This window comes from Cnuibacter physcomitrellae (assembly GCF_014640535.1).
Lineage (GTDB): Bacteria > Actinomycetota > Actinomycetes > Actinomycetales > Microbacteriaceae > Cnuibacter > Cnuibacter physcomitrellae.
Window position 1 is genome coordinate 98,728 of the sequence record NZ_BMHD01000001.1, and the last position, 21,289, is coordinate 120,016.

The window sequence follows — 21,289 nt, forward strand, 5'->3', positions numbered from 1 at the left end:
GAACGACGCTACGCACTCCGTAGCGTATCCTAAGGACCATGGCGACGGCTCTGGTGACGGGTGGGACGTCGGGCATCGGCGCAGCGTTCGCGAGGGCGCTCGCGCTCCGCGGATACGACATGGTGCTCGTCGCCCGGAACGAGGAGCGGCTGGCCGCGATGGCCCTCGAGCTCGAGGCGTACGGGGTCTCCGTCGAGACGATCTCGGCCGATCTGGCCGTGCGCGCCGACGTCGATCGAGTGGCCGCTCGTCTGGAGGACGAGGATCGTCCGGTCGACATGCTGGTCAACAACGCGGGCTTCGGGCTGCACTCGTCGCTCATCGACCGCGACGTGAGCGTGCACGAGCAGGCGTTCGCCGTGATGTGCCTGGCCGTCCTCGTGCTCGGGGGCGCGGCGGCCCGCGCGATGACGAAGCGGCACCGGGGCACCATCGTGGTGGTCTCCAGCGTGGCGGGCACCATCGCCACCGGCAACTACTCGGCCGTCAAGGCCTGGACCACCGCCTACGCCGAGGGCCTGGCCGTCGAGCTCAAGCGCACCGGCGTGCAGGTCACGGCGCTCCTGCCCGGCTGGGTGCGCACCGAGTTCCACCAGCGGGCCGGCATCCGCACCACGTCCATCCCCGAGCAGCTCTGGCTCGACGCCGACGACCTCGTCGACGAGGCGCTCCGCGACGTCGCGAAGGGCAAGGTCATCTCCGTGCCGTCGGCGCGGTTCAAGCTGCTCCTGTTCTTCACGAGGCATCTGCCGCGCGCGACGATCCGCTGGATCTCGGGCAACATCTCGCGCAGCCGCAGCCGTCCTGTGGGAGGCTGAGGTCGCATGAGCAAGTACTCCCATCTGCTCCGTCTGCCGAAGGACCGCTTCACCTCCGGGGTGATGGCAGGGTTCCGGTTCGTCGCTCAGCGCATGCTGCTGAAGCCCGTGGTCTGGTCGATCACCGACGTGACCGTGCTCGGCAGGGAGCAGCTGAAGGGCTTCAACGGCGCCTTCGTCGTGGTGGCGAACCACTCCAGCCACCTCGACGCGCCGCTCATCATGGGTTCGCTCCCGCAGCGGCTCGCCCGCTACCTGGCAGCCGGCGCGGCCGCCGACTACTTCTTCGACGTGTGGTGGCGGCGCGGGCTCACAGCCCTGTTCTTCAACGCGTTCCCCATCGACCGCACCGGCACCGCCGAGCGCAAGGGCGTCTCCAAGAAGCTGCTCGGCCGCGGCGTCCCGCTTCTGGTGTTCCCCGAGGGGACCCGATCCAAGACCGGCGAGATGGGCGAGTTCAAGCCCGGCGCCGCCGGCCTCTCCATGCTCTGCGACGTGCCGATCATCCCGATCGCGCTCGTGGGCGCCAGCGACGCGATGCCGCGCGGGCGGAACTGGCCCAAGCCCGGTCGTCCTCCGGTCACCGTGGTCTTCGGTGCTCCGATGTCCGCTGCGCCCGGCGAGAACGCCGAGCAGTTCTCCGCCCGGGTCGCCCAGGAGGTGCGCCGCCTGCACGCGTCGCGCACCCCGAGCGGCGACCTCGGCTACGACACCTCCGAGAAGGGAGCCGCATGACCGGCGTCAAGCACATGAAGTGGTGGGGTTGGGGAGTCGAGGGGGTCGGCTTCCACTGGCAGGACAAGCCCGCGTTCCGCCCGTTCGTGCAGAAGGCCGTGGCCCTCGACGTGAAGGTGCCGCCGTCGAAGCCGATCGCCTTCGAGGACCTCACCGTGCCCGCGCCGATCCTCGCCGACGAGCTCCGCGAGACGCTCGAGCGGATCGTCGGGCTCGGCTACGCGCTCACCGACGACGAGTCGCGCGTGGTGCACACCTTCGGCAAGAGCATCCGCGACCTCCTCCGCATCCGCCGCAACGAGCTGGGCCGGGTGCCCGACATCGTGGTCTACCCGGCCGACGAGGCGCAGGTGCAGGGCGTCGTCGACGCCGCCGCAGAGGCGGGCGCCGTGATCATCCCCTTCGGCGGCGGCAGCAACATCGCCGGCAGCCTCGAGCCGATCCCGGGCGAGCAGCGCACGGTGATCTCGCTCGACATGGGCCGCCTCAACCGCGTGCTCGAGATCGACGAGTACTCGGGTCTCGCGCGCATCCAGGCGGGCGCCCAGGGCCCCGACCTCGAGGAGCAGCTGAACTCGAAGGGCTGGACGCTCGGTCACTTCCCCGACAGCTTCACGCACTCCACGCTCGGCGGCTGGGTCGCCACCCGTTCGTCGGGCATGCAGTCCGACAAGTACGGCGACATCGCCGACATCGCCCGCGGCCTGCGCATGGTGCGGCCGGGCGAGCTGGTCGTGCTGCGGCCGCTGCCCTCGACCTCGACCGGTCCGAGCGTGCGCGAGATGATCATCGGCTCGGAGGGGCGCCTCGGCGTCATCACCGAGGTCTGGGTGAACGTGCACCGGCAGCCCGCGGTGCGTGAGGTGCAGGCCTACTTCTTCCCCACCTGGGACGCCGGCCTCGCCGCGATGCACGAGATCGCCGAGAGCGACGCCTCGCCCTCGATCACGCGCGTGTCGGATGCCCGCGAGAGCGGGTTCTCGCTCGCCACGCGCAAGGAGTCGAAGGGCTTCAGCGCGGTGGCGCAGAACACCCTCATGAACGTGCTCAAGCGCCGCGGCTGGAACCTCGACGACATGTGCCTGTCGTTCATCGGCTACGAGGGCACCTCGAAGCACGTGTCCTACGAGAAGCGTCTGGTCGGCTCCATCGTGCGCAAGCACGGCGGCATCGGGGTGGGCAAGGGACCGGGCGCGCTCTACGACCAGAAGAAGTTCGACACGCCCTACCTCCGCGACTTCCTGCTCGACCGGGGCGCGGCCGCCGACGTGTCCGAGACCGCCGCTCCCTGGTCGAAGCTCAAGTCGGTCTACGACAACACGATCGCCGCCGCGAACCGCGCCTACGACGAGCTGGGCGTGCACGGCTGGATCATGTGCCACCTCTCGCACTCGTACCACTCGGGCGCCTGCCTGTACTTCACCTTCGCGTTCAAGCACGACGAGAACCCGGTGGCGCAGTACCAGGTCGTGAAGGACGCGATCCAGCAGGCGTTCGTCGACTCGGGCGCGACGCTGTCGCACCACCACGCCGTGGGCCTCGAGCACGCGCCGTGGATGGAGGAGGACATCTCCACCGGCGGCGTGCACCTGATGCAGGCGCTGTTCGATGCGGCCGACCCGCAGGGGATCCTCAACCCGGGCAAGATCCTCAGCCGTGGCTTCCACGCCGCGCCGGAGGAGCAGGCGTCCGCCGCTGCCGCCCCGGCCGCTGCCGCTCCGGCCGCTACCGCTCCGGCTCGGAAGCCTGCGGCGGCGAAGCGGTCCGCCGCGGCGAAGGAGTCGGCACCTGAGTCGACGTCGGCCCCGGAGTCAGCGCCGGCCACAGCAGAGTGAGGAGGTCGTCGGCCCAGCGCTCATCCGGCTCGCGCCCACGGATGACCTGGCCGACGGCCGACCCCAGCAGCACGCTCACCACGAACTTCACGTCGAGTCCCTGACGCAGGTCGCCGGCCGCGACACGCTCCTCGAGGAACGCGACGAGCGTGTGGCTGCGCATCCTGATCATCAGCCGCAGCTGCTCGGTGAACGGGGCGTCGTCGTCGACGAGGATCGCGGCGACGGTGCCCCGGCCCACGATGTCCTGCACGCGGACGCGGGCCTGGCCGAGCAGCCAGTGCAGGGTGTCGTACGTGGACAGCCCGGTCGGGAGCGTGACCTCGGTGGTGGCGGCGTCGATCGCGGCCGCCAGGAGCGCCTCGCGGTCCTCGTAGCGGCGGTAGATGGTCGTCTTCGCGACCCCGGAGACGTGGCTGACCGACTCGACCGTGACCGCCGAGGGGCCACGGTCGCGCAGCAGCGCCAGCGTCGACTCGACGATCCGGACATCGGCGTCTCGCGGATCCCGACCCTGCATGCACCCATCATGCCATCCGACCGGCACGGGATCCGGCGCGTCAGGCGGGCCGGATCGGCCGAGGGAGGACGTCAGGCCGTGGCGAGGCCTCGGTCGACCATCTCCAGCACACGGTCGGTGGCGTAGTCGACCATCTGGTCGTCGAGCCCGCGGAGGGGGCCGTCGATGACGAGCATCCCCAGGCCATGCACGGTCGCCCAGGCGACGAACTCCGCGCCCGGGCGCCGCTCGGCCGGCATCACCCCGGCCTCGACGAGCCGGTCGAGGGCGCGGCCGACGATCTGGAACGGCGTGAGCCCGGTCGCCCCCGCCTTGGCCGGGTCCTGGGCCTTGGCGAGGTCGTCGGGCACCGTGAACGCGGCGCGGAACAGCCCGGGCTGCTCGCGGGCGAACGCGACGTACCCGTATCCGACGGCCGAGAGCTCGACCCGGGCCCGGATCCGCTCGTCGTCGGCGCCCGCGCCGAGCGCCTCGTGCGAGGTCCGGGCCGCGACCTCGGCCTCGAGCCGATCGGCGACCAGTCCGAGGCAGACGTCGGAGACGGCGTGGAGCAGTGCCTCCCGATCGGCGAAGTGCCGGTAGGCCGCGTTCGGGGAGACCCCGGCACGGCGGGTGGCCTCGCGCAGCACCACCGCATCCGGCCCGCCCTCGCGAGCCATGTCGACCCCCGCAGCCAGCAGGGCTCCCCGCAGGTCGCCGTGCCGGTAGGTGCTGCGAGGTCCGTCGCCCCCGTCGGTCATGTGAACAGCGTACACATGACGTGCCGCGGCGGTCGGCGGATCACGCCGCGACGTCGGACTCGGAGTCGGCGATCGCGTTGAGCACCAGCACGGCCGAGTCGTTCGCCCCGATCGCGTACTCGTTCGTCTCGTCCTCGGAGCAGAGCTGGCCTGTCGCGATCTCCTCGATAGAGGAGACCAGAGCGCGGGCGCGCTGCAGCCGCATCTCGAGCTCGGCGATCAGCACGCCCCGCTCGGCCTGCGCCGCGACGAGCGAGTCGCTGAGCCGCTCGCGGTCCTCGAGCGAGATCGCGGAGTCGGACAGCGCGCGGTCGCGCTCGTCGGCGAGGGTGCCGATCTCGGCGCGCGCCTCCTGCAGCTGCACCTCGAGGTCGGCGATCCGCGACTTGGCCGTGGCGAGGGCATCCGGGTCGGCGATGCCCGTGGCGACGTCGGCCGAGACGTGCGACGAGGCACGGACGGGGACGATGCCGTCGACCGACCCGACGAGGTCGGTCGCGTCGATGCCCTCGAGGTCCTCGTCGGAGATGGCGGGGACGGGAGCGGCCGGCGCGGCCTCGGCGGAGGCGGCGGCCTCCGCGGTGCCGGAGTCGGCGGTGCCCGGGTCGGCGCTCGCGCCACCGCTCGAGCGCAGCGCGGACAGCTGGGCCTCGTGCGAGGTGCGCATCTGCTGCAGCTGGGCCTCGTGGCCGGCGCGCATGCTGCCGACCTCGGTCTCGTGCCGGGCCTCGAGATCGGCGAGCTTCTGGTCGTACTCGGTGCGGAGCGCCTCGATCGACCCCTGCATCTCGGCCAGCCTCGCCGCACCCGTGGTCTGCTCGGCCTCGAGCTCCGCCGCGTGCGAGGCCGCGAGCTGGTCGAGGGCGTCGGCGTGCTCGGCGCGCAGGCGCTCGACCTCGTCGGCGTACCCGGCGGCGGCGCTCTCGGAGGCGGTGGCGTGCTCCTGCTGCGTCGACAGCAGGAGGGCGGCGTGCTCGGCCGCGGTGGCCTCGAGGGTCGCGGCGTGAGCCGCGTGGAGTCCGGCGATCTCGGTCTCGAGCGCGGCGATGCGGGCGGCGCTCTCGTCGCTCATCCGTCCGACGGTCGTCGCGTGCTCGGTCCGGAGGGCGTCGACCTCCACGAGCCGCTGGCTCTCGAGCCGCTCGGTCTCCGACGCGAGGTGGTCGCGGAGAGCGGTGGTGTCGGCCTCGAGCTGGGCTCGGAGGGCAGCGGTGTCGGCGTCGTACCGGGTCTGGAGCTCGCTCAGCTCGGCCTCGCGCTGGGCGAGCGAGGCGGACGTGGCCGCCAGGCGCTGCTCCGTGTCGGCCAGGCGAGCCGCGGTGTCGTCGAGCACGGCCTGGGTCTGCGCCAGGCGCTGCTCGGCCTCCTCGCGTGCCCCGTCGCGCGACCGGCGGTCGTCGAACACGAGTCCGAGCTGGGAGCGGATGATCTCGAGGGGGTCCTCGGACTCCACCTCGTCGATCGGAGCCGGCGGCTCGTACGCCGGGCGGGCCGTGGGGTCGACGAAGTGGTGGCGGTAGAGGTCGTCGATCACGCTCTCGTACCGCGCCCGGAACTCCGGGGTCCCGATCTTCAGCGACGCGCCGACGAACGACAGAGCGGTGCGATCGCGTCCCGTCAGCGTGTAGGCCTCGGGATGCGGCTGCGGACCGTCGGCCGTCCCGCCGGTGGTGGGGCCGGTCGAGCCGCCCTGGTCGGGCGCAGGGGCGACCGCCACGGCAGCGGGCCGGTCGGGCTCGCCGTCGGGGGTGATCCCCAGTGCTTCGTAGTCGTTCGACGTGGCGTCGGACATGATCCTCCAGGCCAGGTGGGCGTCGGGTGAGGTCGTCTTCTCAGGGTACCGGGGGCAGCGCTCTGCCGCGTAGTCGCTCGAGCTCTCTCCGGTCGCGCTTGGTGGGTCGTCCCGCGCCGCGGTCGCGGAGACCCAGGAGCCCGGCGAACTCGCGCGGCGGGCGCTCGGGCGAGCGATCGTCGTAGGCCGCGGCGGCCAGCGGGGCCGAGACGCGCTTGACGAGGAGCTCCTTAGCGATGAGCACGCGGTCGAAGCCCTCGATCCGGATGCGGACCTCGTCGCCCACACGGATCGCCTGCGCCGCCTTCGCGCTCTGGCCGTTCAGCCTGACGTGCCCGGCTCGGCACGCCTGCGTCGCGAGCGACCGGGTCTTGTAGACGCGCACGGCCCACAGCCAGCTGTCGATGCGCACGCTCCCGGACATGCCCGACAGCTTAGGCACAGCAGCCTGGAGGAACGCGGAGTAGGGAGGACATGTGACCGTCGTCATCGCCTTCCTCGCCAACCTCCTCGTCGCCGTCGCGAAGACCTTCGCGGCCGTCGTCACGGGTTCCGCCTCCCTCCTCGCCGAGGCCGCGCACTCCTGGGCGGATGCGGGCAACGAGATCTTCCTCCTGGTGGCCGACCGGCGATCGGTCAGGCCGAAGGACGGCGCGCATCCGCTGGGGTACGGCCGGGAGGCGTTCCTCTGGTCGCTGTTCGCGGCCGTCGGCGTCTTCACGGTCGGCGCCGTGGTGTCGGTGATGCACGGGGTGCAGGAGCTCTTCGAGCCCGAGCCCGAGGCGCCCTCGGCGTACCTCCTCGGCTACATCGTGCTGGGCGTCTCCGCGCTGCTCGAGGGCACGTCGTTCCTCCAGTCCGTGGTCCAGGTGCGCCGTGGGGCGGGGAGGACACGGCGACGGCCGATCGACTACGTGCTGAACAGCTCCGACTCCACGCTGCGCGCGGTCTTCTTCGAGGACTTCGCCGCGCTGATCGGCCTCGGCATCGCCGCGCTGGCGCTGATGCTGCACCAGGTCACCGGGATCGCCGCGTTCGATGCGGCCGGCTCGATCCTCATCGGGGTGCTCCTCGGCGCCGTCGCGATCGTGCTCATCAACCGCAACTTCCGGCTCCTCATCGGATGGCAGCCCGGCACCGTCTTCCTGGAGCGGATGGGGCGGCTGCTCCTGTCGCAGCCCGAGATCCAGCGGGTCACCTACCTGCACCTGGAGTTCGTCGGACCGCAGCGCGTCTACCTGGTCGCCGCGGTCGACATCGTGGGCGACAGCCCGGAGCCGCAGGTGGCCGTGGCCCTCGCGCGCCTCGCCCGGAGGATCGAGGAGGACGAGGCGGTCGAGACGGCCGTGCTCACCCTCTCCGCCCCCGACGACCGCGACCTCGCCTTCGGCGACGCCACCGCTCCCGCTCCCGCTCCCGCCGACGGCGAGCGCGGGGGCGCCGCGTAGGCTGAGGCGGTGCAGCCGATGACCACGCTCCCCGAGACGGCGCCGCAGCTGCCGCATCCGTTCGACCCCGACGGGGCGTTCGACGCGATCTCGGAGTGGGCCGCCGCCGGCGGACGTCCGCTGTACCCGGCGCAGGAGGAGTCCCTCGTCGCCATCGTGTCGGGGGAGAACGTCATCCTCTCCACCCCGACCGGCACGGGCAAGTCGCTCGTCGCCCTCGCGGCCCACGCGGTCGCGCTGGCCCAGGGGATGCGCACGTACTACACCGCCCCGATCAAGGCGCTGGTGTCGGAGAAGTTCTTCGCTCTCGTCGACGTGTTCGGGGCCGCGAACGTCGGCATGGTCACGGGCGACTCGGCGGTCAACCCGGATGCGCCCATCGTCTGCGCCACCGCCGAGATTGTGGCGAACCTCGCCCTCCGCCACGGTGAGTCGAGCGACGTCGCACAGGTCGTCATGGACGAGTTCCACTTCTACGCCGACCCGGACCGGGGCTGGGCCTGGCAGGTCCCGATCCTCGCCCTGCCGCGCGCCCAGTTCGTGCTCATGTCGGCCACGCTCGGCGAGGTCGACTGGCTCGCCGCCGACCTCTCCCGCCGCACGGGGCGCGAGACCGCGGTGATCACCGGTGTCGACCGTCCCGTGCCGCTCACCTACGACTACGCCACCAGCCCCATCCAGGAGACGGTCGAGCGCCTGCTGCAGTCCGACCTCGCCCCGGTGTACATCGTGCACTTCTCGCAGCTCGCCGCGGTCGAGCGGGCGCAGGCGCTGTCGAGCATCACGGTGGCCCCGAAGTCGGTGCGGGAGCAGATCGCCGAGATCATCGGACCGTTCCGGTTCACGACGGCGTTCGGGAAGACCCTCTCTCGGCTGCTGCGCCTCGGCATCGGCGTGCACCACGCCGGGATGCTGCCCAAGTACCGCCGTCTCGTGGAGCGGCTCGCGCAGCAGGGGCTCCTGCGGGTGATCTGCGGCACCGACACGCTCGGCGTCGGGATCAACGTCCCCATCCGCACCGTGCTGCTGTCGGGACTGTCGAAGTTCGACGGCACGCGGATGCGCCAGCTCACCGCCCGCGAGTTCCACCAGATCGCGGGGCGCGCCGGCCGGGCCGGCTACGACACGGCCGGCCTCGTGGTGGTGCAGGCCCCGGAGCACGAGACCGAGAACCTCAAGGCGCTGCAGAAGATCGGCGACGATCCGAAGAAGCGGCGGAAGCTCATCCGCAAGAAGGCGCCCGAGGGGTTCGTGTCGTGGGGGCAGCCGAGCTTCGAGAAGCTCATCGACGCAGCTCCCGAGCGCCTGACCTCGTCGATGACGGTCACGCACGCGATGGTGCTCTCCGCGATCGCGCGCGGCGGAGACGTCGTGGGCACGATGAGGGGCCTCCTCGAGGAGAACCACGAGCCGCGGGCCAGGCAGCGGGAGCTGATCCGGCAGGCGCTCGCGATCTACCGCACCCTCCTCGCCGCCGACGTCGTCGAGCGTGTCGTCGACCCCGACACGGGGGAGACGATCGTCCGGCTCACGGTCGACCTGCAGCCCGACTTCGCGCTGAACCAGGTCCTCTCGCCGTTCGCGCTCGCGGTGGTCGAGCTGCTCGACCCCGAGGCGCCGGGCTACGCCCTCGACGTGGTGAGCGTGGTCGAGTCGATCCTCGAGGATCCGCGGCCGATCCTCGGCGCCCAGGAGGCGCAGGCACGGGGCGAGGCGGTCGCCGCGATGAAGGCCGAGGGCATCGAGTACGAGGAGCGGATGGCGCTGCTCGAGGGGATCACGTACCCGAAGCCCCTCGCTGAGCTGCTCTCGGCGGCGTTCGAGACGTACCGCCGCTCGCAGCCCTGGGTGGGCGACACGGAGCTGCGGCCGAAGTCGGTCGTGCGCGACATGTACGAGCGGGCGATGTCGTTCGGCGAGTACGTCGCGTACTACCGCCTCTCGCGATCGGAGGGGCTCGTGCTGCGCTACCTCTCCGACGCCTATCGCGTCCTCCGGCAGACGGTGCCCGACGACGCGAAGACCGAGGAGGTGCGCGACATCATCGAGTGGCTCGGCGAGCTGGTCCGCCAGACCGACTCGAGCGTGCTCGACGAGTGGGAGGCGCTCGCGGCCGGGCTCGCCGCGCCGAGCGCCCGCAGCGACGCGCCCATCGTGCCGCCGGCGCCGCGCACGCTCACGTCGAACGTGCGTGCGTTCCGCATCCTGGTGCGCAACGAGCTGTTCCGCCGCGTGCAGCTGGCGGCGCGGGAGGCGTGGGGCGAGCTCGGCGAGCTCGACTCCGCGTCGGGGTGGGATGCGGACCGCTGGGAGGACGCGCTCGCCGACTACTTCGACGAGTACGACACGATCGGCACGGGCCCGGCCGCACGGTCGGCGGCGCTGCTCGTCATCGACGAGGAGCCGGGGATGTGGCGGGTGCAGCAGATCCTCGACGATCCCGAGGGCGACCACGACTGGCGCATCTCGGGCACCGTCGACCTCGCGGAGAGCGACGAGCTCGGCTCCGCCGCCCTCCGCATCACCTCCGTCTCCCGCGTCTGAGCCCGGCGCGTCCGGCTGGCGGTTTCCGGCGCCGCCGGTGAGCCAACTCCGGACTTTCGGGCTTTGGCTGGGTAACTCCGGAGTTCTGGCGGCGTGTCGGCCTAAATCTCCGGAGTTGGCTCGGGGGCGAGCCCGCGCCGGCGGCCCGGGCGGGCGCGGGAGACGAGGTCAGGGGGAGACGAGGTCAGGGGGTGACGAGGTGGGGGAGCTGCCAGTCCCAGGCGAGGGCGGCGATGCGGAGGCCGGCGGTGAGGAGGAAGCCGACGGCCATCGCGGCGATCATGGGTGCGCGCATCCGCCAGACAGCCCACACGCCGAGGGCCCCGAGCGCCGCCGCCGACGCGTAGACGCTCGAGGTGAGCACAGTGGGCACGACGCCCGTGAGGAGGTCGCGGGTGATCCCTCCGCCGACGGCGGTGAGCGTGCCGAGGATGACGGTGACCAGCCCGTTCGATCCGTGGTCGACCGCCTTCTCCGCCCCGGTGACGGCGAACAGGGCCAGCCCGAGCGCATCCGCCACCGAGATCACGGCCTCCGGCAGCTCCGTGCCCGAGCCGACGACGCCGAGGGCGAGCGCTGACCCGCCGAGCGCGGCGACCAGGCGCGACGGCGACCGGAACGCGAACGGCGGCGTGTCGCCGAGCAGCAGGTCACGGAGGATGCCGCCGACCGTGCTCGAGGCGAGGCCGACCACGACGATCCCGAACACGTCGAGCCCGGCCAGGGCCGCCAGACGCGCTCCCTCGAAGGCGAACAGCAGCGTCGCGACGATGTCGGCCACGGTGAACGCGGTCGTCGCCGCACGGCTCCGAGAAGCGGGCGGCCGGGACGTCGCACCGGCAGAGCCGGCCGACGCGGCGGCAGTCACGCCCGGACCCAGCGTGTGAGGAGCACCGAGTCCGCCGCCAGCACGTGCGCGAGCCGCAGGGGCGTCGGCGCCGCGCTCCCACGGGCGATCCTCGGGCCGGCGCCGCCTTCGAGCAGCGGCGACACCGTGAGGCAGAGCTCGTCGACGGCTCCGGCGTCGATGAACGCACCGAACAGCGACGGTCCGCCCTCGCACAGGATCTGGTGCAGGCCCCGGGCGGCGAGGTCGGCGACCACCCGCTCGGGGTCCACCTGCTCGTCGCCCGCGACGACGACGTCCGCGACCTCGGCGAGCCGCTCCACCGCATCCGCCGGCGCCGACTCCACGGTGTAGACGATCGGACGTTCGGGGGCCTTCGCGAAGAGGTCGTCGTCCGGGTCGAGATCGAGCGAGCCGCTCACCACGGCCATGACCGGATGCGCGGCCAGCCCGGTCGCCGAGCGCCACTCCCGCATCGGGTCCGGCGTGACGAGCGCACCGTAGCCCTCCTTGCGCACCGTGCCGGCGGCGGCCAGCACCACGTCGGCGAGGCCGCGGAGGGTGTCGAACACCGTCTTGTCGGCGTCGCCGCCGAGCCCTCCGGAGAGCCCTGACACCGTCGCGGAGCCGTCGACGCTCGCGATGAAGTTGACGCGCACGGTGGTGCGGCCGCGGTCCGCGGGCGCGTAGCGGGCGATGATCCCGGCGTGATCGAGCGCGGATCCCGACGGCTCGAGCGGGACGATGTCGGTCATGGCGGCTCCTGGCTCTCGTGGATCGTGTCGGACGGGACGGGGTGACGGGCGGCGGATCGGGACGGGCGGCGGATCGGGACGGCGGGCGAGACGGATGGGACGGCGCTCACACGTTGTGCACGGGGTTCGCGGGCTCGCGCACCCCGAGCAGGGCCTCCATCATGCGCGCGGCCGCGACGGAGGCGCGAACGTCGTGCATCCGGAGGACCCGGGCGCCGAGCATCGCGCAGACGGTCGCGGCCACGAGCGAGCCCTCGAGCCGCTCGGACTTCGGCGCGTCGATGCTCTCGCCGACGAAGTCCTTGTTCGACACCGCGGCCAGGGTGGGGATGCCGAGCGAGGTGATCTCGTCCATCCGCCGGGTGAGCTCGAGCGTCTGCACGGTGTTCTTGTTGAGGTCGTGCCCCGGATCGACGAACAGCCTCGACTCGGGGATGCCCGCGTCGACCGCGCGCTGCACCCTCTCCTCGAGGAACCGACGGACCTCGCCGGCCACGTCGTCGTAGTGGGGGCGCGGGTACTCGGTGCGCGGCGCCGCGAGGCTGTGCGTGACGACGAGCGACGCCTCGGATGCGGCGACCACCGCGGCCATGTCGGGATCGCTGAGGCCGGTGGTGTCGTTCACCACCGCGGCCCCTGCCCGGATGCACGCCTCGGCCACCTCGGCGCGGAACGTGTCGACGGAGATCACCACGTCGGATCGCGCGGCGACCCGCTCGACCACGGGCAGCACGCGGTCGAGCTCCTCCGCGGCGGGGATCTCCGGACCGGGAGCGAACTTCGCTCCGCCGATGTCGACCCAGTCCGCCCCCTGCTCGGCCGCGGACAGCGCCGCCTCGACCGCGGCGTCGAGCGCGAACGTGGCCCCCTGGTCGAAGAACGAGTCCGGGGTGCGGTTCACGATCGCCATGACGGCGATCCGCCGCGAGAAGTCGATCGTCCTCCGGCCCATCCGGCGGACGGGATGGCTGAGCGGAGGGAGCAGCATGGGGTCATTCTCGCCGATCGCGGTGTCCCTGCGTGACGAGGTGATGGGACACCTCACATCGGCGTGAGAGGCTTGGGACCATGGTGACCCTGCCGGCAGGCCTCCCTCGTGATCCCGGCGACGCGTGGGTGGAGGGGCCCGACGGTCGTCGCTTCTGGGGACGGTTCGGCGCGGCGGGTCTCCTCGTGCACCACCCTCGGGGTGGCGTGCTCCTGCAGCACCGTGCGGAGTGGAGCCACCACGGGGGCACCTGGGGGCTCCCGGGCGGGGCCCGTCACGAGGGTGAGAGCGCCGTCACCGGCGCGCTGCGCGAGGCGCACGAGGAGGCGGGGGTCCCGGTCGACGAGGTCCGGCTCTCCTTCAGCTCCGTCCTCGATCTGGGCTTCTGGTCGTACGTGACGGTCGCGGTCGAGGCCGTGGAGCAGTTCGAACCCACCATCGGCGATGCGGAGAGCCTCGAGCTGCGCTGGGTGGCCGTGGACGAGGTCGACGCCCTCCCGCTGCATCCCGGTTTCGCGGCCTCCTGGCCCGCCCTCGCACCGAGGCTCGCGCCTCCCACGACCCTCGTCGTCGATGCGGCTAACGTGGTCGGCTCCCGGCCCGACGGCTGGTGGCGGGATCGGCCGGGTGCCGCCGAACGCCTGCTCGCGAGGCTGGGCCGGCTGGCCGAGCAGGGACTCCCTGCCGGCACGCTGGGGGAGTCGCAACCAGGATCGATCTGGGCCCGCATCGTCGTGGTGCTCGAGGGCAAGGCATCGGCGGCGGCGGATCCCGAGGAGCCGCCCGCGCCGGTTCCGGCCATCCGGGTGGTGCGTGCGTCGGGGGCAGGCGACGACACCATCGTCGACGTCGCGGCCGAGGCGCCGGGTACCGTCGTGGTGACCGCCGATCGCGAGCTCGCCGGCCGTGTGGAGGCTGCCGGGGCACGTGTCATGGGGCCGGGCGCGCTGCTCGAGGTCCTGGACGCGCTCGACGCGGCGCACTGAGGTCGCCTCGGGTCGGACGCCGTCGTCCATCACGGAATACGGCGAGGTCTCGCCTCAGACGGCCTCGCTCGAGCGGATCACGTGATGAGCGACAGACGCTCGACGACGACGCCGGCGTCGTCGGGGTCGCGTAGTCTGCCTGGACCATGACCCTCTCGCTCGATCCGGTCGCCGCGCACGCGGGAGCGCACGCGGGCGCGGCCGCGCCTGCGCTCGAGCACGAGTACCGTCCCGAGCACGAGGTCGACCTGCTCGGCACGCTCCACCCGCATCGGCGCGGCAGGCACGACCCCGCCACCGTCTTCGCCGACGACGGGGTCTGGCTCGCCTTCCGCACCGAGGAGGGCGCCGCGACCGTGCGGCTGACCCGCCGCACGTCCGGGATCCGGATGCAGGCGTGGGGGCCGGGGGCCGGCCAGGCGCTCGACTCGATCCCCGCTCTGCTGGGCGCCCACGACGACTGGTCCGAGCTCGACGTGTCCGCGCATCCGCTGCTCGCCGACGCCAGGCATCGCCACCCCGGTCTCCGCCTCACGCGGTCGCAGCGCGTCACCGACGCGCTCGCGGCGGCGGTGATCGAGCAGAAGATCACCTCCACCGAGGCGTTCCGCGCCTGGAGGGTGCTCGTGACCCAGCACGGCGACCCGGCTCCGGGCCCTGCTCCGCACCACATGCGGGTCCCGCCGTCGGCCGAGGGCTGGCGACGGATCCCGTCGTGGGACTGGCATCGGGCGGGGGTCGATCCGCGCCGCTCCCGCACGGTGGTCGAGGCGACCGCCCGAGGGTCGGCGCTCCAGCGCCTCGTCGGGCGCGAGGGCGCGGACGCCAGGCGGCTCCTCGAGACGTTCTCCGGCATCGGCGTGTGGACGAGCGCCGAGATCGTGCAGCGCACCCACGGCGATCCGGATGCGGTGAGCTTCGGCGACTACCACCTCTCGAAGACGATCGGCTTCGCCCTGGTGGGGGAGGAGCTCGACGACGACGGACTCGCCGAGCTCCTGGAGCCGTGGTCCGGTCAGCGCCAGCGGGTGGTGCGGCTGGTGCTCGCGACGGGCATCACCCGGCCGCGCCACGGCGCGCGGATCACCATTCAGGACCACCGAGGGCACTGACCTCCCCGAGGTTCACGCCGCAGTCCGGCCTAGCCCGATGTGGGCTCACCGAGGCGCGGGCTGAACTCAGCGCGCGAGCTCAGTACCAGTGGGGCGAACGCGACTGCCACTTCGACCACGCGGCGCAGGGCGTGCCGTAGGCGCGCGAGATGTACGACAGGCCCCAGTTGATCTGGGTCGCGGCGTTGGTCTGCCAGTCGGCGCCCGCGGTCGCCATCTTCGTCGCCGGCAGCGACTGCGGGATGCCGTAGGCCCCGCTGGACTCGTTGAGCGCGTTGGCCCGCCATCCGGACTCGCCGGTCCAGAGCGAGACGAGGCAGCTGAACTGATCGCCGCCCCAGCCCCACGCGCCCATCTGGCTGCTGGCATAGGCCTGCGCCTCGGCCGGGCTCATGATGGAGCCGCTGTCCGGCACCCACGCCGACCCCGGATCCTCGTCGTACCCGCCGGCGGCCGCTGCGGCTGCCGCGGCAGCAGCGGCTGCAGCCTGAGCGTCGGCGACACCCTGGCGGTAGTCCTTCTCGGTCTGCGCGCTGGTGTCTTTGAGCGTCGCGAGCTGGGCGTAGAGCGTGTTGCTCGTCGCCTCGGCCTCGGCCAGCTTCGACTCGGCGGCGGCCTGGGCGTCCTGGGCCGACTGCAAGCGCGTCGAGGCCTCGTCGGCCAGACGCGACCGCTCCGCCTCGGCCACCGACGCCTGCTCGGTGAGCGCCTGCGACGTGTTCTCGGCGGCGACGGCGGCGTTGCGGATGCCCGTGGTGGTCTGGGTGAGCTGGCTCATCGTCCCGAGCTGGTAGAGCAGGTCGTCGCTCCCCGCGGACCCGTCGAGGAGGAGGCTCATGGTCGAGTCGCCGCCCTGGCGGTAGAGGTGCGAGACGAGCTGACCCACCTGCAGCTTGGCCTGCGAGGCCTTGGCGGCGGCGGCCGTGGCCTGGGTCTGCAGCGAGTCGGCGAGGGAGGTCGCCGACTGCAGGTCGGCCTGGGCCTTGAGGTACTCCTGTCCGCGGGCGAAGGCCTCCTGCTGGAGCTGCGCGGTCTGGGTCTCGAGCCCGGAGATGAGCGAGGTGATGTTGTCGACCTCGGCCTGCTTCGAGGCCTCGTTGGCCTTCGCCGCCTGGACCTCGTCCCAGCTGGGGTAGTCGGCCCGCGGAGCGCTCGGCTGCACGGCGCCGGCGGCCGCGAAGGGGCTCGCGACGAGGGCCGCGGCGACGGCAGCGGCCACTCCGAGTCGGGCGACACGGGCTCTCATGCATTCGATGGTATGTGACGAGAGTGAAGGATGTGGGGACATTCCCGCGCGTCACACGACTAGCATCCAGTCATGAGCGAGGGGATCGTCATGGGGTGGAGCGAGTTCGCGGTGGCCTCGGCGGGAGCGGCAGGCGCGCTCGCGGGCCTGTTGATCGTGGCGATCTCGGTCAACATCAAGGAGATCATCGCCGAGGCCGTCCTTCCCGTCCGGGCGGGCGCGACGGTGGCGTCGGTGGTGGCCATCATGATCGGATCCCTGCTCGTCCTGCTCCCGGCCCAGCCCGCGGTCGCACTCGGCCTCGAGCTGCTCGCGGTGACCCTGTTCTGCGGCGCCTTCCAGCTGCAGGCGGCGCGCGCTCTGCTGCGCCACGGGGAACACGGTCCTCGCGGATCGCTCTCCGCGAAGGTCGCGCTGACCGTGGGGCAGCTGGTCCCCCTGCTCCTCGGCGCCCTGCTGGTGTGCGTCGGTCAGTCCGCTGGGATGTACTGGGTCGCCGGAGGGTTCCTCCTGATGTTCGTCGTCGCGATCCTCAACGCCTGGGTGCTCATGGTCGAGATCCTGCGCTGACGGTGGTTCCCGGTCGACTCTCGGGATGTCTTTCCTTCTGTGACACAGAAAATGTCACCTACAACGGAATAATGGTGGATCTGGATGCATTCGCATACATGAGGACGGCCACGTCCCATTCCAGAACACAGGAGGAGACACCATGACCGACACCATCGAGATCCCCGGTTACAAGGCCGGCACCTGGACCGTCGACCCCTCGCACAGCGAGGTGTCCTTCAGCGTCCGTCACCTGCTCATCAGCAAGGTCAAGGGCCACTTCAAGACCTTCAGCGCCACCTTCGTCACGGGAGAGAACCCGCTCGACACGAAGGTCACCGCAACCGCCGACGTCGCGTCGATCGACACCAAGGACGAGAACCGCGACGGGCACCTCCGCACGAACGACTTCTTCGACGCCCCCACCCACCCGCAGCTGACCTTCGTGTCGACCGGCGTGCGCAAGGTGGGCGACGACTGGAAGGTCGACGGCGACCTGACCATCAAGGGCGTCACCAAGCCCGTCACGTTCGACTTCGAGTTCGGCGGCTTCGGCCAGGACGCGTACGGCAACTACAAGGCCGGCTTCGAGGCCACCACCAAGATCAACCGCAACGACTTCGGTGTGAGCTGGAACGCTCCGCTCGAGGCCGGCGGCGTCCTGGTGGGCGACGAGGTCACCATCACGCTCGACATCCAGGCGGCGCTCCAGGCCTGACCCGGGCTCTGCTCCCGCGGCCCCGCCGCGGAGATCTGACGAGGCGGCGACTCCTGCACATGTGACCCCATCCGGGGCCGCATCCACAGGAGCCGCCGCTTCGCTGCGTCCGGGCGAGCTGACGGGCACACTCGTCGCCATGACCAGCGCCCTCCTGCTCCCCTCCGCCCTCCAGCGAACCGGCCGCGAGCTCCCGCTCGGCATCGAGCGCGAGCTCGGCTACCGCCCCACGGGCAGCCTCGTGCTCGCGGTGGAGCGGGGCCTCGGGAGCCTGGTGCGCGTCGATCTGCCGAGGAGCACCGGCGACGCGGGAGAGGAGCTCGGCCGAGCCCTCGCCGGTCTGCTGGCGCGCGAGCGCTTCGCCGAGCGGGTCGTGCCCGTGGTGTTCGCACCGGCCCTCGACGATGCCGAGGACGCCTGGGAGCACGGGGCCACGGCCGACCGCGTCGCGGTCCATCTCGGTCGAGCCGGCTTCGTCGTGCTTCCGGGTCTCGTCGTCGCGGGCGAGGAGTGGTCGCCGCTCGACCGCGTCCGCTGGCGGCCGTTGCGGGAGGGCGACGGCGTCCTCGCCGAGGGCGACGTGTCCGGGCCCGTCGTCCCGCGTCCCGCACCGCTGGCCCGCCAGCGGGCTGCCTGGGCCGGGTTGGCGGCCGCCCCACCGACGGCAGACCACGCTCTCGGACGGCTCCTCCGCTCACTCGACCCGCCGTCGCCGAGCGCCTCCGGAGAGACGGGAGCGCCGGCGGTCTCCGACGTCGAGCTCGTCGCCGTCGCCCATGCTCTCGACGATCCCGTCCTGCGCGACCATGTCGTGGCGGGTGTCCTCGGCGCTCGTCCCGACGGGTGGATCTTCGGCGCCCGTCCGACTCCGGGGCCCGGGGTGACGGCCCGCCTGGGCGCAGCGGTCCCGCTGCTGAGACGGGCCGCGTCGCTCGCGCCGGAGAGCCTCCTGCCGTCCGTGCTCACGGTGATCGCGCTCGTCGAGCTGGCGCTCGGCCGTGTGGCGAGCGCGCGGGTCCTCCTCGGCGCCGCTCTGGAGCAGGATCGCGACTACGCGCTCGCGGGCCTCGTCTCCCGACTCGCGGCGGCGGGCCAGGTGCCGCATCCCGACCGGTGGCCGGCTCTCACAGCACCTGCCACGCCCGGGTCAGCACGTCGCGGAGGATCTGCTCGATCTCGTCGAACTCCGGCTGCCCGATCGTCAAGGGAGGAGCGAGTTGGATGACCGGATCACCGCGGTCGTCAGCACGGCAGTACAGGCCCGCCTCGAACAGCTCTCTCGAGAGGAACCCGCGCAGCAGGCGCTCCGACTCGTCGGCGTCGAAGGTCTCCCGCGTGGTCTTGTCCTTCACCAGCTCGATGCCGAAGAAGTACCCGTCGCCCCGGACGTCGCCGACGATCGGCAGGTCGTGCAGGCGCTCGAGCGTCTGCCGGAAGGCGGGCGAGAGCTCCCGCACCCGGCCGTTCAGGTCCTCCTCCTCGAAGATGTCGAGGTTCTCCAGGGCGACCGCGGCCGAGACGGGGTGGCCGGCGAACGTGTACCCGTGGGCGAACGAGGTCTGGCCGGTCGCGAAGGGCTCGTACACGCGCTCGCTCACGATGGTCGCGCCGATGGGGGAGTAGCCGCTCGTCATCGCCTTCGCGCAGGTGATCATGTCGGGCACGTAGTCGTAGGCGTCGCAGGCGAACCACTCGCCGATGCGCCCGAAGGCGCAGATGACCTCGTCGCTGACGAGGAGCACGTCGTGCCGATCGCAGATCTCGCGCACGCGCTGGAAGTAGCCCGGCGGGGGCGGGAAGCACCCGCCGGAGTTCTGGACGGGCTCCAGGAAGACCGCGGCCACGGTGTCGGGGCCCTCGAACAGGATCATCTCCTCGATGCGATCGGCGGCCCAGCGTCCGTAGTCGTCGATCGTGCCGGTGTACCCCGACTCGGCGGCCCGGTAGAAGTTCGTGTTGGGCACCCGGAAGCCCCCCGGTGCGACGGGTTCGAACGGCTGCTTCATCGCGGGGATGCCCGTGATGGCGAGCGCGCCGTGGGGCGTGCCGTGGTAGGCGACCGAGCGCGAGATGACCTTGTGCTTCCCTGGGCGGCCGACCAGCCGCCAGTACTGCTTGGCGAGCTTGAACGCCGTCTCGACCGCCTCGCCGCCTCCGGTCGAGAAGAAGACGCGGTCGAGGTCGCCCGGGGCGTAGTGCGCCAGTCGCTCGGCGAGCTCGATCGCGGCCGGATGCGCGTACGACCAGATCGGGAAGAACGCCAGCTGCTCGGCCTGACGCGCCGCCGCCTCGGCGAGCCTGCGCCGGCCGTGTCCGGCGTTGACCACGAACAGGCCCGACAGCCCGTCGATGTAGCGCCGTCCCGTCGAGTCCCAGATGTGGTGGCCCTCGCCGCGCACGATGATCGGCACCCCCGTCTCGGAGTCGAACGCGGACTGCCGCGCGAAGTGCATCCAGAGGTGGTCGCGCGCCTTCGCGCGGAGCGTCCCGGTGTCGTCCTCGGCCTGGGTCATGTGCTCTCCCGTCGTCGCCAGCGATTCTGCCCGCCGGGCGGTCAGGGCTCAAGCGTCCGCAGCCCGGCGCACGGTGTACCGTGGCCGGATGGGGGAGCTGAGGTGCCTCTCCGCCGAGGCGGGATACACGGTGGTCGCCGCAGTCCCCGCGGTGGTCCTCCTGCCCGGCGACGCGGAAGGATCCGTGGTCGAGGCGGTCTGGCGGGCGTGCACGGCCGCCGACGCCACCCTCGAGCGGGTCGTCTCGAGCATCCCGACGAGGGGTTCCGTCGACTCGTTCCTCGTGCTCTGGCTCGAGGACGAGCCGTCCTCGCCGGCGCGGCCCTCCGGGCCTCCGTCCTCGCCGGCCGGGCCCTCCGCGCCGCCCTCGGCGCCCTGCCGGGTCATCGCTGTCGCCCGCGGTTCGGCGGCAGCCGACATCCGGTCTCCCGGCGGCGCCCGCCGGTTCGGCTCGGCGGGGGCGCTGCCCTGGCGGATGGCGGAGTTCGACGACGTCGAGTCCCTCGTCGCGGGCCGACTGCCGCCGTTGCCCGAGTCCCACCCCGTGGTGCCGCCGACCGCTCATCCGGTCGGCCGGGTCGTGGTGTCCGCCTCGACGGTGTTCTGGACGGCTGGGCCGGCGTCAGAGTCCCTCGGGGGAGTCGACGACGAGACGGTGATCACGCGCACCCGGCCGCGCCCCGAGTCCGCCCCGGTCGAGACCGTGCTCGAGCAGGAGCCGCCTCGACCGGCCGTGCGGTTCCGCGTGTCCTTCCCGGACGGCGACCGCGAGCTCGTCCGTCCGGTGATCGTCGGACGGCGTCCGAGGGTCCGCCCGGGATCGGATCCCGCGGCGACCGACGCCGTCGAGCTCGTGACGGTGGCGTCTCCGAGCGGCGTCGTGTCCTCGAGTCACGTGGAGATCGCCCGCGCCGGATCGACCGCCGTCGTCACCGATCTACGGTCCACCAACGGCACCGGGGTGACCCTCGGCGACGGCACGCGCCTGCGACTGCGTCAGGGCGACTCGGTCGCGGTCGCCGGGTCGGCTAGTGTCGACATCGGCGATGGAGTCATCCTCCGCATCACCCCGATCGATGAGGCGTCGCCGGGGCGGACGCCCCCAGATCCCCAGACAGCTTCCCGGGAGTTCACCACGTGACC

General features: G+C 72.2%; 20 protein-coding genes. 11 read left to right on the plus strand and 9 right to left on the minus strand.

Translation table 11 applies throughout. The features are described from left to right. Positions 1-38: 38 nt before the first annotated feature. Genes IEX69_RS00535 through IEX69_RS00545 form a run of 3 tightly spaced genes read left to right on the plus strand, consistent with a single transcriptional unit; the run spans position 39 to position 3,388 of the window. Positions 39-818 carry an SDR family NAD(P)-dependent oxidoreductase gene (locus tag IEX69_RS00535; RefSeq protein ID WP_085019198.1) on the plus strand — a complete coding sequence of 260 codons (780 nt, stop codon included), beginning with the start codon at positions 39-41 and terminating at the stop codon, positions 816-818. 6 nt (positions 819-824) lie between these two features. After that, the gene (locus tag IEX69_RS00540) at positions 825-1,553 is read left to right on the plus strand and encodes a lysophospholipid acyltransferase family protein (RefSeq protein ID WP_085019199.1); all 729 of its coding nucleotides are present in this window, start codon (positions 825-827) and stop codon (positions 1,551-1,553) included. Next, positions 1,550-3,388, plus strand: a complete 1,839-nt coding sequence (locus IEX69_RS00545) for an FAD-binding oxidoreductase (protein WP_085019200.1) — start codon at positions 1,550-1,552, stop codon at positions 3,386-3,388. The genes IEX69_RS00540 and IEX69_RS00545 overlap by 4 nt, the downstream gene beginning before the upstream one ends. On the opposite strand, the gene IEX69_RS00550 is transcribed toward IEX69_RS00545, so the two are convergent. The 4 genes from IEX69_RS00550 to IEX69_RS00565 all read right to left on the minus strand — a co-directional run bounded on the left by IEX69_RS00550 (position 3,279) and on the right by IEX69_RS00565 (position 6,864). Beyond that, positions 3,279-3,908 carry a TetR/AcrR family transcriptional regulator gene (locus tag IEX69_RS00550; protein WP_085019201.1) on the minus strand — a complete coding sequence of 210 codons (630 nt, stop codon included), beginning with the start codon at positions 3,906-3,908 and terminating at the stop codon, positions 3,279-3,281. The two genes, IEX69_RS00545 and IEX69_RS00550, sit on opposite strands and share 110 nt — an antisense overlap. 71 nt (positions 3,909-3,979) lie before the next feature. Beyond that, positions 3,980-4,648: a TetR/AcrR family transcriptional regulator gene (locus tag IEX69_RS00555; protein WP_085019202.1), complete on the minus strand. Its 669-nt coding sequence runs from the start codon at positions 4,646-4,648 to the stop codon at positions 3,980-3,982. A 40-nt stretch (positions 4,649-4,688) separates the two neighbouring features. Next, entirely contained in the window at positions 4,689-6,440 is a 1,752-nt protein-coding gene (locus tag IEX69_RS00560; protein ID WP_085019203.1) for a coiled-coil domain-containing protein, read from the minus strand. A gap of 40 nt (positions 6,441-6,480) precedes the next feature. Beyond that, positions 6,481-6,864, minus strand: coding sequence for an RNA-binding S4 domain-containing protein (locus IEX69_RS00565; protein ID WP_085021413.1), 384 nt, complete (start codon positions 6,862-6,864; stop codon positions 6,481-6,483). A gap of 52 nt (positions 6,865-6,916) precedes the next feature. Between IEX69_RS00565 and IEX69_RS00570 the strand changes: the two genes are divergently transcribed. Next, the gene (locus IEX69_RS00570; protein WP_085019204.1) at positions 6,917-7,888 is read left to right on the plus strand and encodes a cation diffusion facilitator family transporter; all 972 of its coding nucleotides are present in this window, start codon (positions 6,917-6,919) and stop codon (positions 7,886-7,888) included. Between the two features lie 18 nt (positions 7,889-7,906). Beyond that, positions 7,907-10,432: a DEAD/DEAH box helicase gene (locus IEX69_RS00575; protein ID WP_085019205.1), complete on the plus strand. Its 2,526-nt coding sequence runs from the start codon at positions 7,907-7,909 to the stop codon at positions 10,430-10,432. Positions 10,433-10,616: 184 nt separating this feature from the next. Here IEX69_RS00575 and IEX69_RS00580 read toward each other — a convergent pair whose 3' ends face one another. From IEX69_RS00580 to folP, 3 genes are all read right to left on the minus strand, one after another. Further along, entirely contained in the window at positions 10,617-11,213 is a 597-nt protein-coding gene (locus tag IEX69_RS00580) for a trimeric intracellular cation channel family protein (RefSeq protein ID WP_174604422.1), read from the minus strand. An 83-nt stretch (positions 11,214-11,296) separates the two neighbouring features. Next, positions 11,297-12,034 (minus strand): pyrimidine reductase family protein, encoded by a 738-nt coding sequence (locus IEX69_RS00585; RefSeq protein WP_085019207.1) that lies wholly within the window; start codon positions 12,032-12,034, stop codon positions 11,297-11,299. A 106-nt stretch (positions 12,035-12,140) separates the two neighbouring features. Further along, positions 12,141-13,022: a dihydropteroate synthase gene (gene folP / locus IEX69_RS00590; RefSeq protein WP_085019208.1), complete on the minus strand. Its 882-nt coding sequence runs from the start codon at positions 13,020-13,022 to the stop codon at positions 12,141-12,143. 80 nt (positions 13,023-13,102) lie between these two features. Between folP and IEX69_RS00595 the strand changes: the two genes are divergently transcribed. Continuing rightward, positions 13,103-14,008: an NUDIX domain-containing protein gene (locus IEX69_RS00595; protein ID WP_085019209.1), complete on the plus strand. Its 906-nt coding sequence runs from the start codon at positions 13,103-13,105 to the stop codon at positions 14,006-14,008. 146 nt (positions 14,009-14,154) lie between these two features. Continuing rightward, positions 14,155-15,120 carry a DNA-3-methyladenine glycosylase family protein gene (locus tag IEX69_RS00600; protein ID WP_085019210.1) on the plus strand — a complete coding sequence of 322 codons (966 nt, stop codon included), beginning with the start codon at positions 14,155-14,157 and terminating at the stop codon, positions 15,118-15,120. A gap of 79 nt (positions 15,121-15,199) precedes the next feature. Here IEX69_RS00600 and IEX69_RS00605 read toward each other — a convergent pair whose 3' ends face one another. Further along, a complete protein-coding gene (locus IEX69_RS00605) occupies positions 15,200-16,366 on the minus strand; it encodes a coiled-coil domain-containing protein (protein WP_085019211.1) in 1,167 nt (388 codons plus the stop codon). Positions 16,367-16,438: 72 nt separating this feature from the next. Here IEX69_RS00605 and IEX69_RS00610 point away from each other — a divergent pair, with 72 nt between their 5' ends. The 3 genes from IEX69_RS00610 (at position 16,439) to IEX69_RS00620 (ending at position 18,858) form a co-directional block, all read left to right on the plus strand. Further along, entirely contained in the window at positions 16,439-16,936 is a 498-nt protein-coding gene (locus tag IEX69_RS00610) for a hypothetical protein (RefSeq protein ID WP_085019212.1), read from the plus strand. 142 nt (positions 16,937-17,078) lie between these two features. Beyond that, on the plus strand, positions 17,079-17,633 hold the full coding sequence (locus tag IEX69_RS00615; RefSeq protein ID WP_085019213.1) for a YceI family protein: 555 nt from the start codon (positions 17,079-17,081) through the stop codon (positions 17,631-17,633). 139 nt (positions 17,634-17,772) lie between these two features. After that, positions 17,773-18,858: a DUF4192 family protein gene (locus IEX69_RS00620; protein ID WP_157127143.1), complete on the plus strand. Its 1,086-nt coding sequence runs from the start codon at positions 17,773-17,775 to the stop codon at positions 18,856-18,858. On the opposite strand, the gene IEX69_RS00625 is transcribed toward IEX69_RS00620, so the two are convergent. Next, on the minus strand, positions 18,758-20,146 hold the full coding sequence (locus tag IEX69_RS00625; RefSeq protein ID WP_085019215.1) for an aspartate aminotransferase family protein: 1,389 nt from the start codon (positions 20,144-20,146) through the stop codon (positions 18,758-18,760). The two genes, IEX69_RS00620 and IEX69_RS00625, sit on opposite strands and share 101 nt — an antisense overlap. An 88-nt stretch (positions 20,147-20,234) precedes the next feature. On the opposite strand from IEX69_RS00625, the gene IEX69_RS00630 reads away from it, so the two are divergent. Further along, positions 20,235-21,287, plus strand: coding sequence for an FHA domain-containing protein (locus IEX69_RS00630; RefSeq protein WP_085019216.1), 1,053 nt, complete (start codon positions 20,235-20,237; stop codon positions 21,285-21,287). Positions 21,288-21,289 lie beyond the last annotated feature (2 nt).

What these genes read in the sequence shown, in the direction of transcription:
- IEX69_RS00535 (WP_085019198.1), top strand. Translation starts at nt 39, where the DNA reads ATGGCGACGGCTCTGGTGACGGGTGGGACGTCGGGCATCGGCGCAGCG.
- IEX69_RS00540 (WP_085019199.1), top strand. Translation starts at nt 825, where the DNA reads ATGAGCAAGTACTCCCATCTGCTCCGTCTGCCGAAGGACCGCTTCACC.
- IEX69_RS00545 (WP_085019200.1), top strand. Translation starts at nt 1,550, where the DNA reads ATGACCGGCGTCAAGCACATGAAGTGGTGGGGTTGGGGAGTCGAGGGG.
- IEX69_RS00550 (WP_085019201.1), bottom strand. Translation starts at nt 3,908, where the DNA reads ATGCAGGGTCGGGATCCGCGAGACGCCGATGTCCGGATCGTCGAGTCG.
- IEX69_RS00555 (WP_085019202.1), bottom strand. Translation starts at nt 4,648, where the DNA reads ATGACCGACGGGGGCGACGGACCTCGCAGCACCTACCGGCACGGCGAC.
- IEX69_RS00560 (WP_085019203.1), bottom strand. Translation starts at nt 6,440, where the DNA reads ATGTCCGACGCCACGTCGAACGACTACGAAGCACTGGGGATCACCCCC.
- IEX69_RS00565 (WP_085021413.1), bottom strand. Translation starts at nt 6,864, where the DNA reads ATGTCCGGGAGCGTGCGCATCGACAGCTGGCTGTGGGCCGTGCGCGTC.
- IEX69_RS00575 (WP_085019205.1), top strand. Translation starts at nt 7,907, where the DNA reads ATGACCACGCTCCCCGAGACGGCGCCGCAGCTGCCGCATCCGTTCGAC.
- IEX69_RS00585 (WP_085019207.1), bottom strand. Translation starts at nt 12,034, where the DNA reads ATGACCGACATCGTCCCGCTCGAGCCGTCGGGATCCGCGCTCGATCAC.
- folP (WP_085019208.1), bottom strand. Translation starts at nt 13,022, where the DNA reads ATGCTGCTCCCTCCGCTCAGCCATCCCGTCCGCCGGATGGGCCGGAGG.
- IEX69_RS00595 (WP_085019209.1), top strand. Translation starts at nt 13,103, where the DNA reads ATGGTGACCCTGCCGGCAGGCCTCCCTCGTGATCCCGGCGACGCGTGG.
- IEX69_RS00600 (WP_085019210.1), top strand. Translation starts at nt 14,155, where the DNA reads ATGACCCTCTCGCTCGATCCGGTCGCCGCGCACGCGGGAGCGCACGCG.
- IEX69_RS00605 (WP_085019211.1), bottom strand. Translation starts at nt 16,366, where the DNA reads ATGAGAGCCCGTGTCGCCCGACTCGGAGTGGCCGCTGCCGTCGCCGCG.
- IEX69_RS00610 (WP_085019212.1), top strand. Translation starts at nt 16,439, where the DNA reads ATGAGCGAGGGGATCGTCATGGGGTGGAGCGAGTTCGCGGTGGCCTCG.
- IEX69_RS00615 (WP_085019213.1), top strand. Translation starts at nt 17,079, where the DNA reads ATGACCGACACCATCGAGATCCCCGGTTACAAGGCCGGCACCTGGACC.
- IEX69_RS00620 (WP_157127143.1), top strand. Translation starts at nt 17,773, where the DNA reads ATGACCAGCGCCCTCCTGCTCCCCTCCGCCCTCCAGCGAACCGGCCGC.
- IEX69_RS00625 (WP_085019215.1), bottom strand. Translation starts at nt 20,146, where the DNA reads ATGACCCAGGCCGAGGACGACACCGGGACGCTCCGCGCGAAGGCGCGC.
- IEX69_RS00630 (WP_085019216.1), top strand. Translation starts at nt 20,235, where the DNA reads ATGGGGGAGCTGAGGTGCCTCTCCGCCGAGGCGGGATACACGGTGGTC.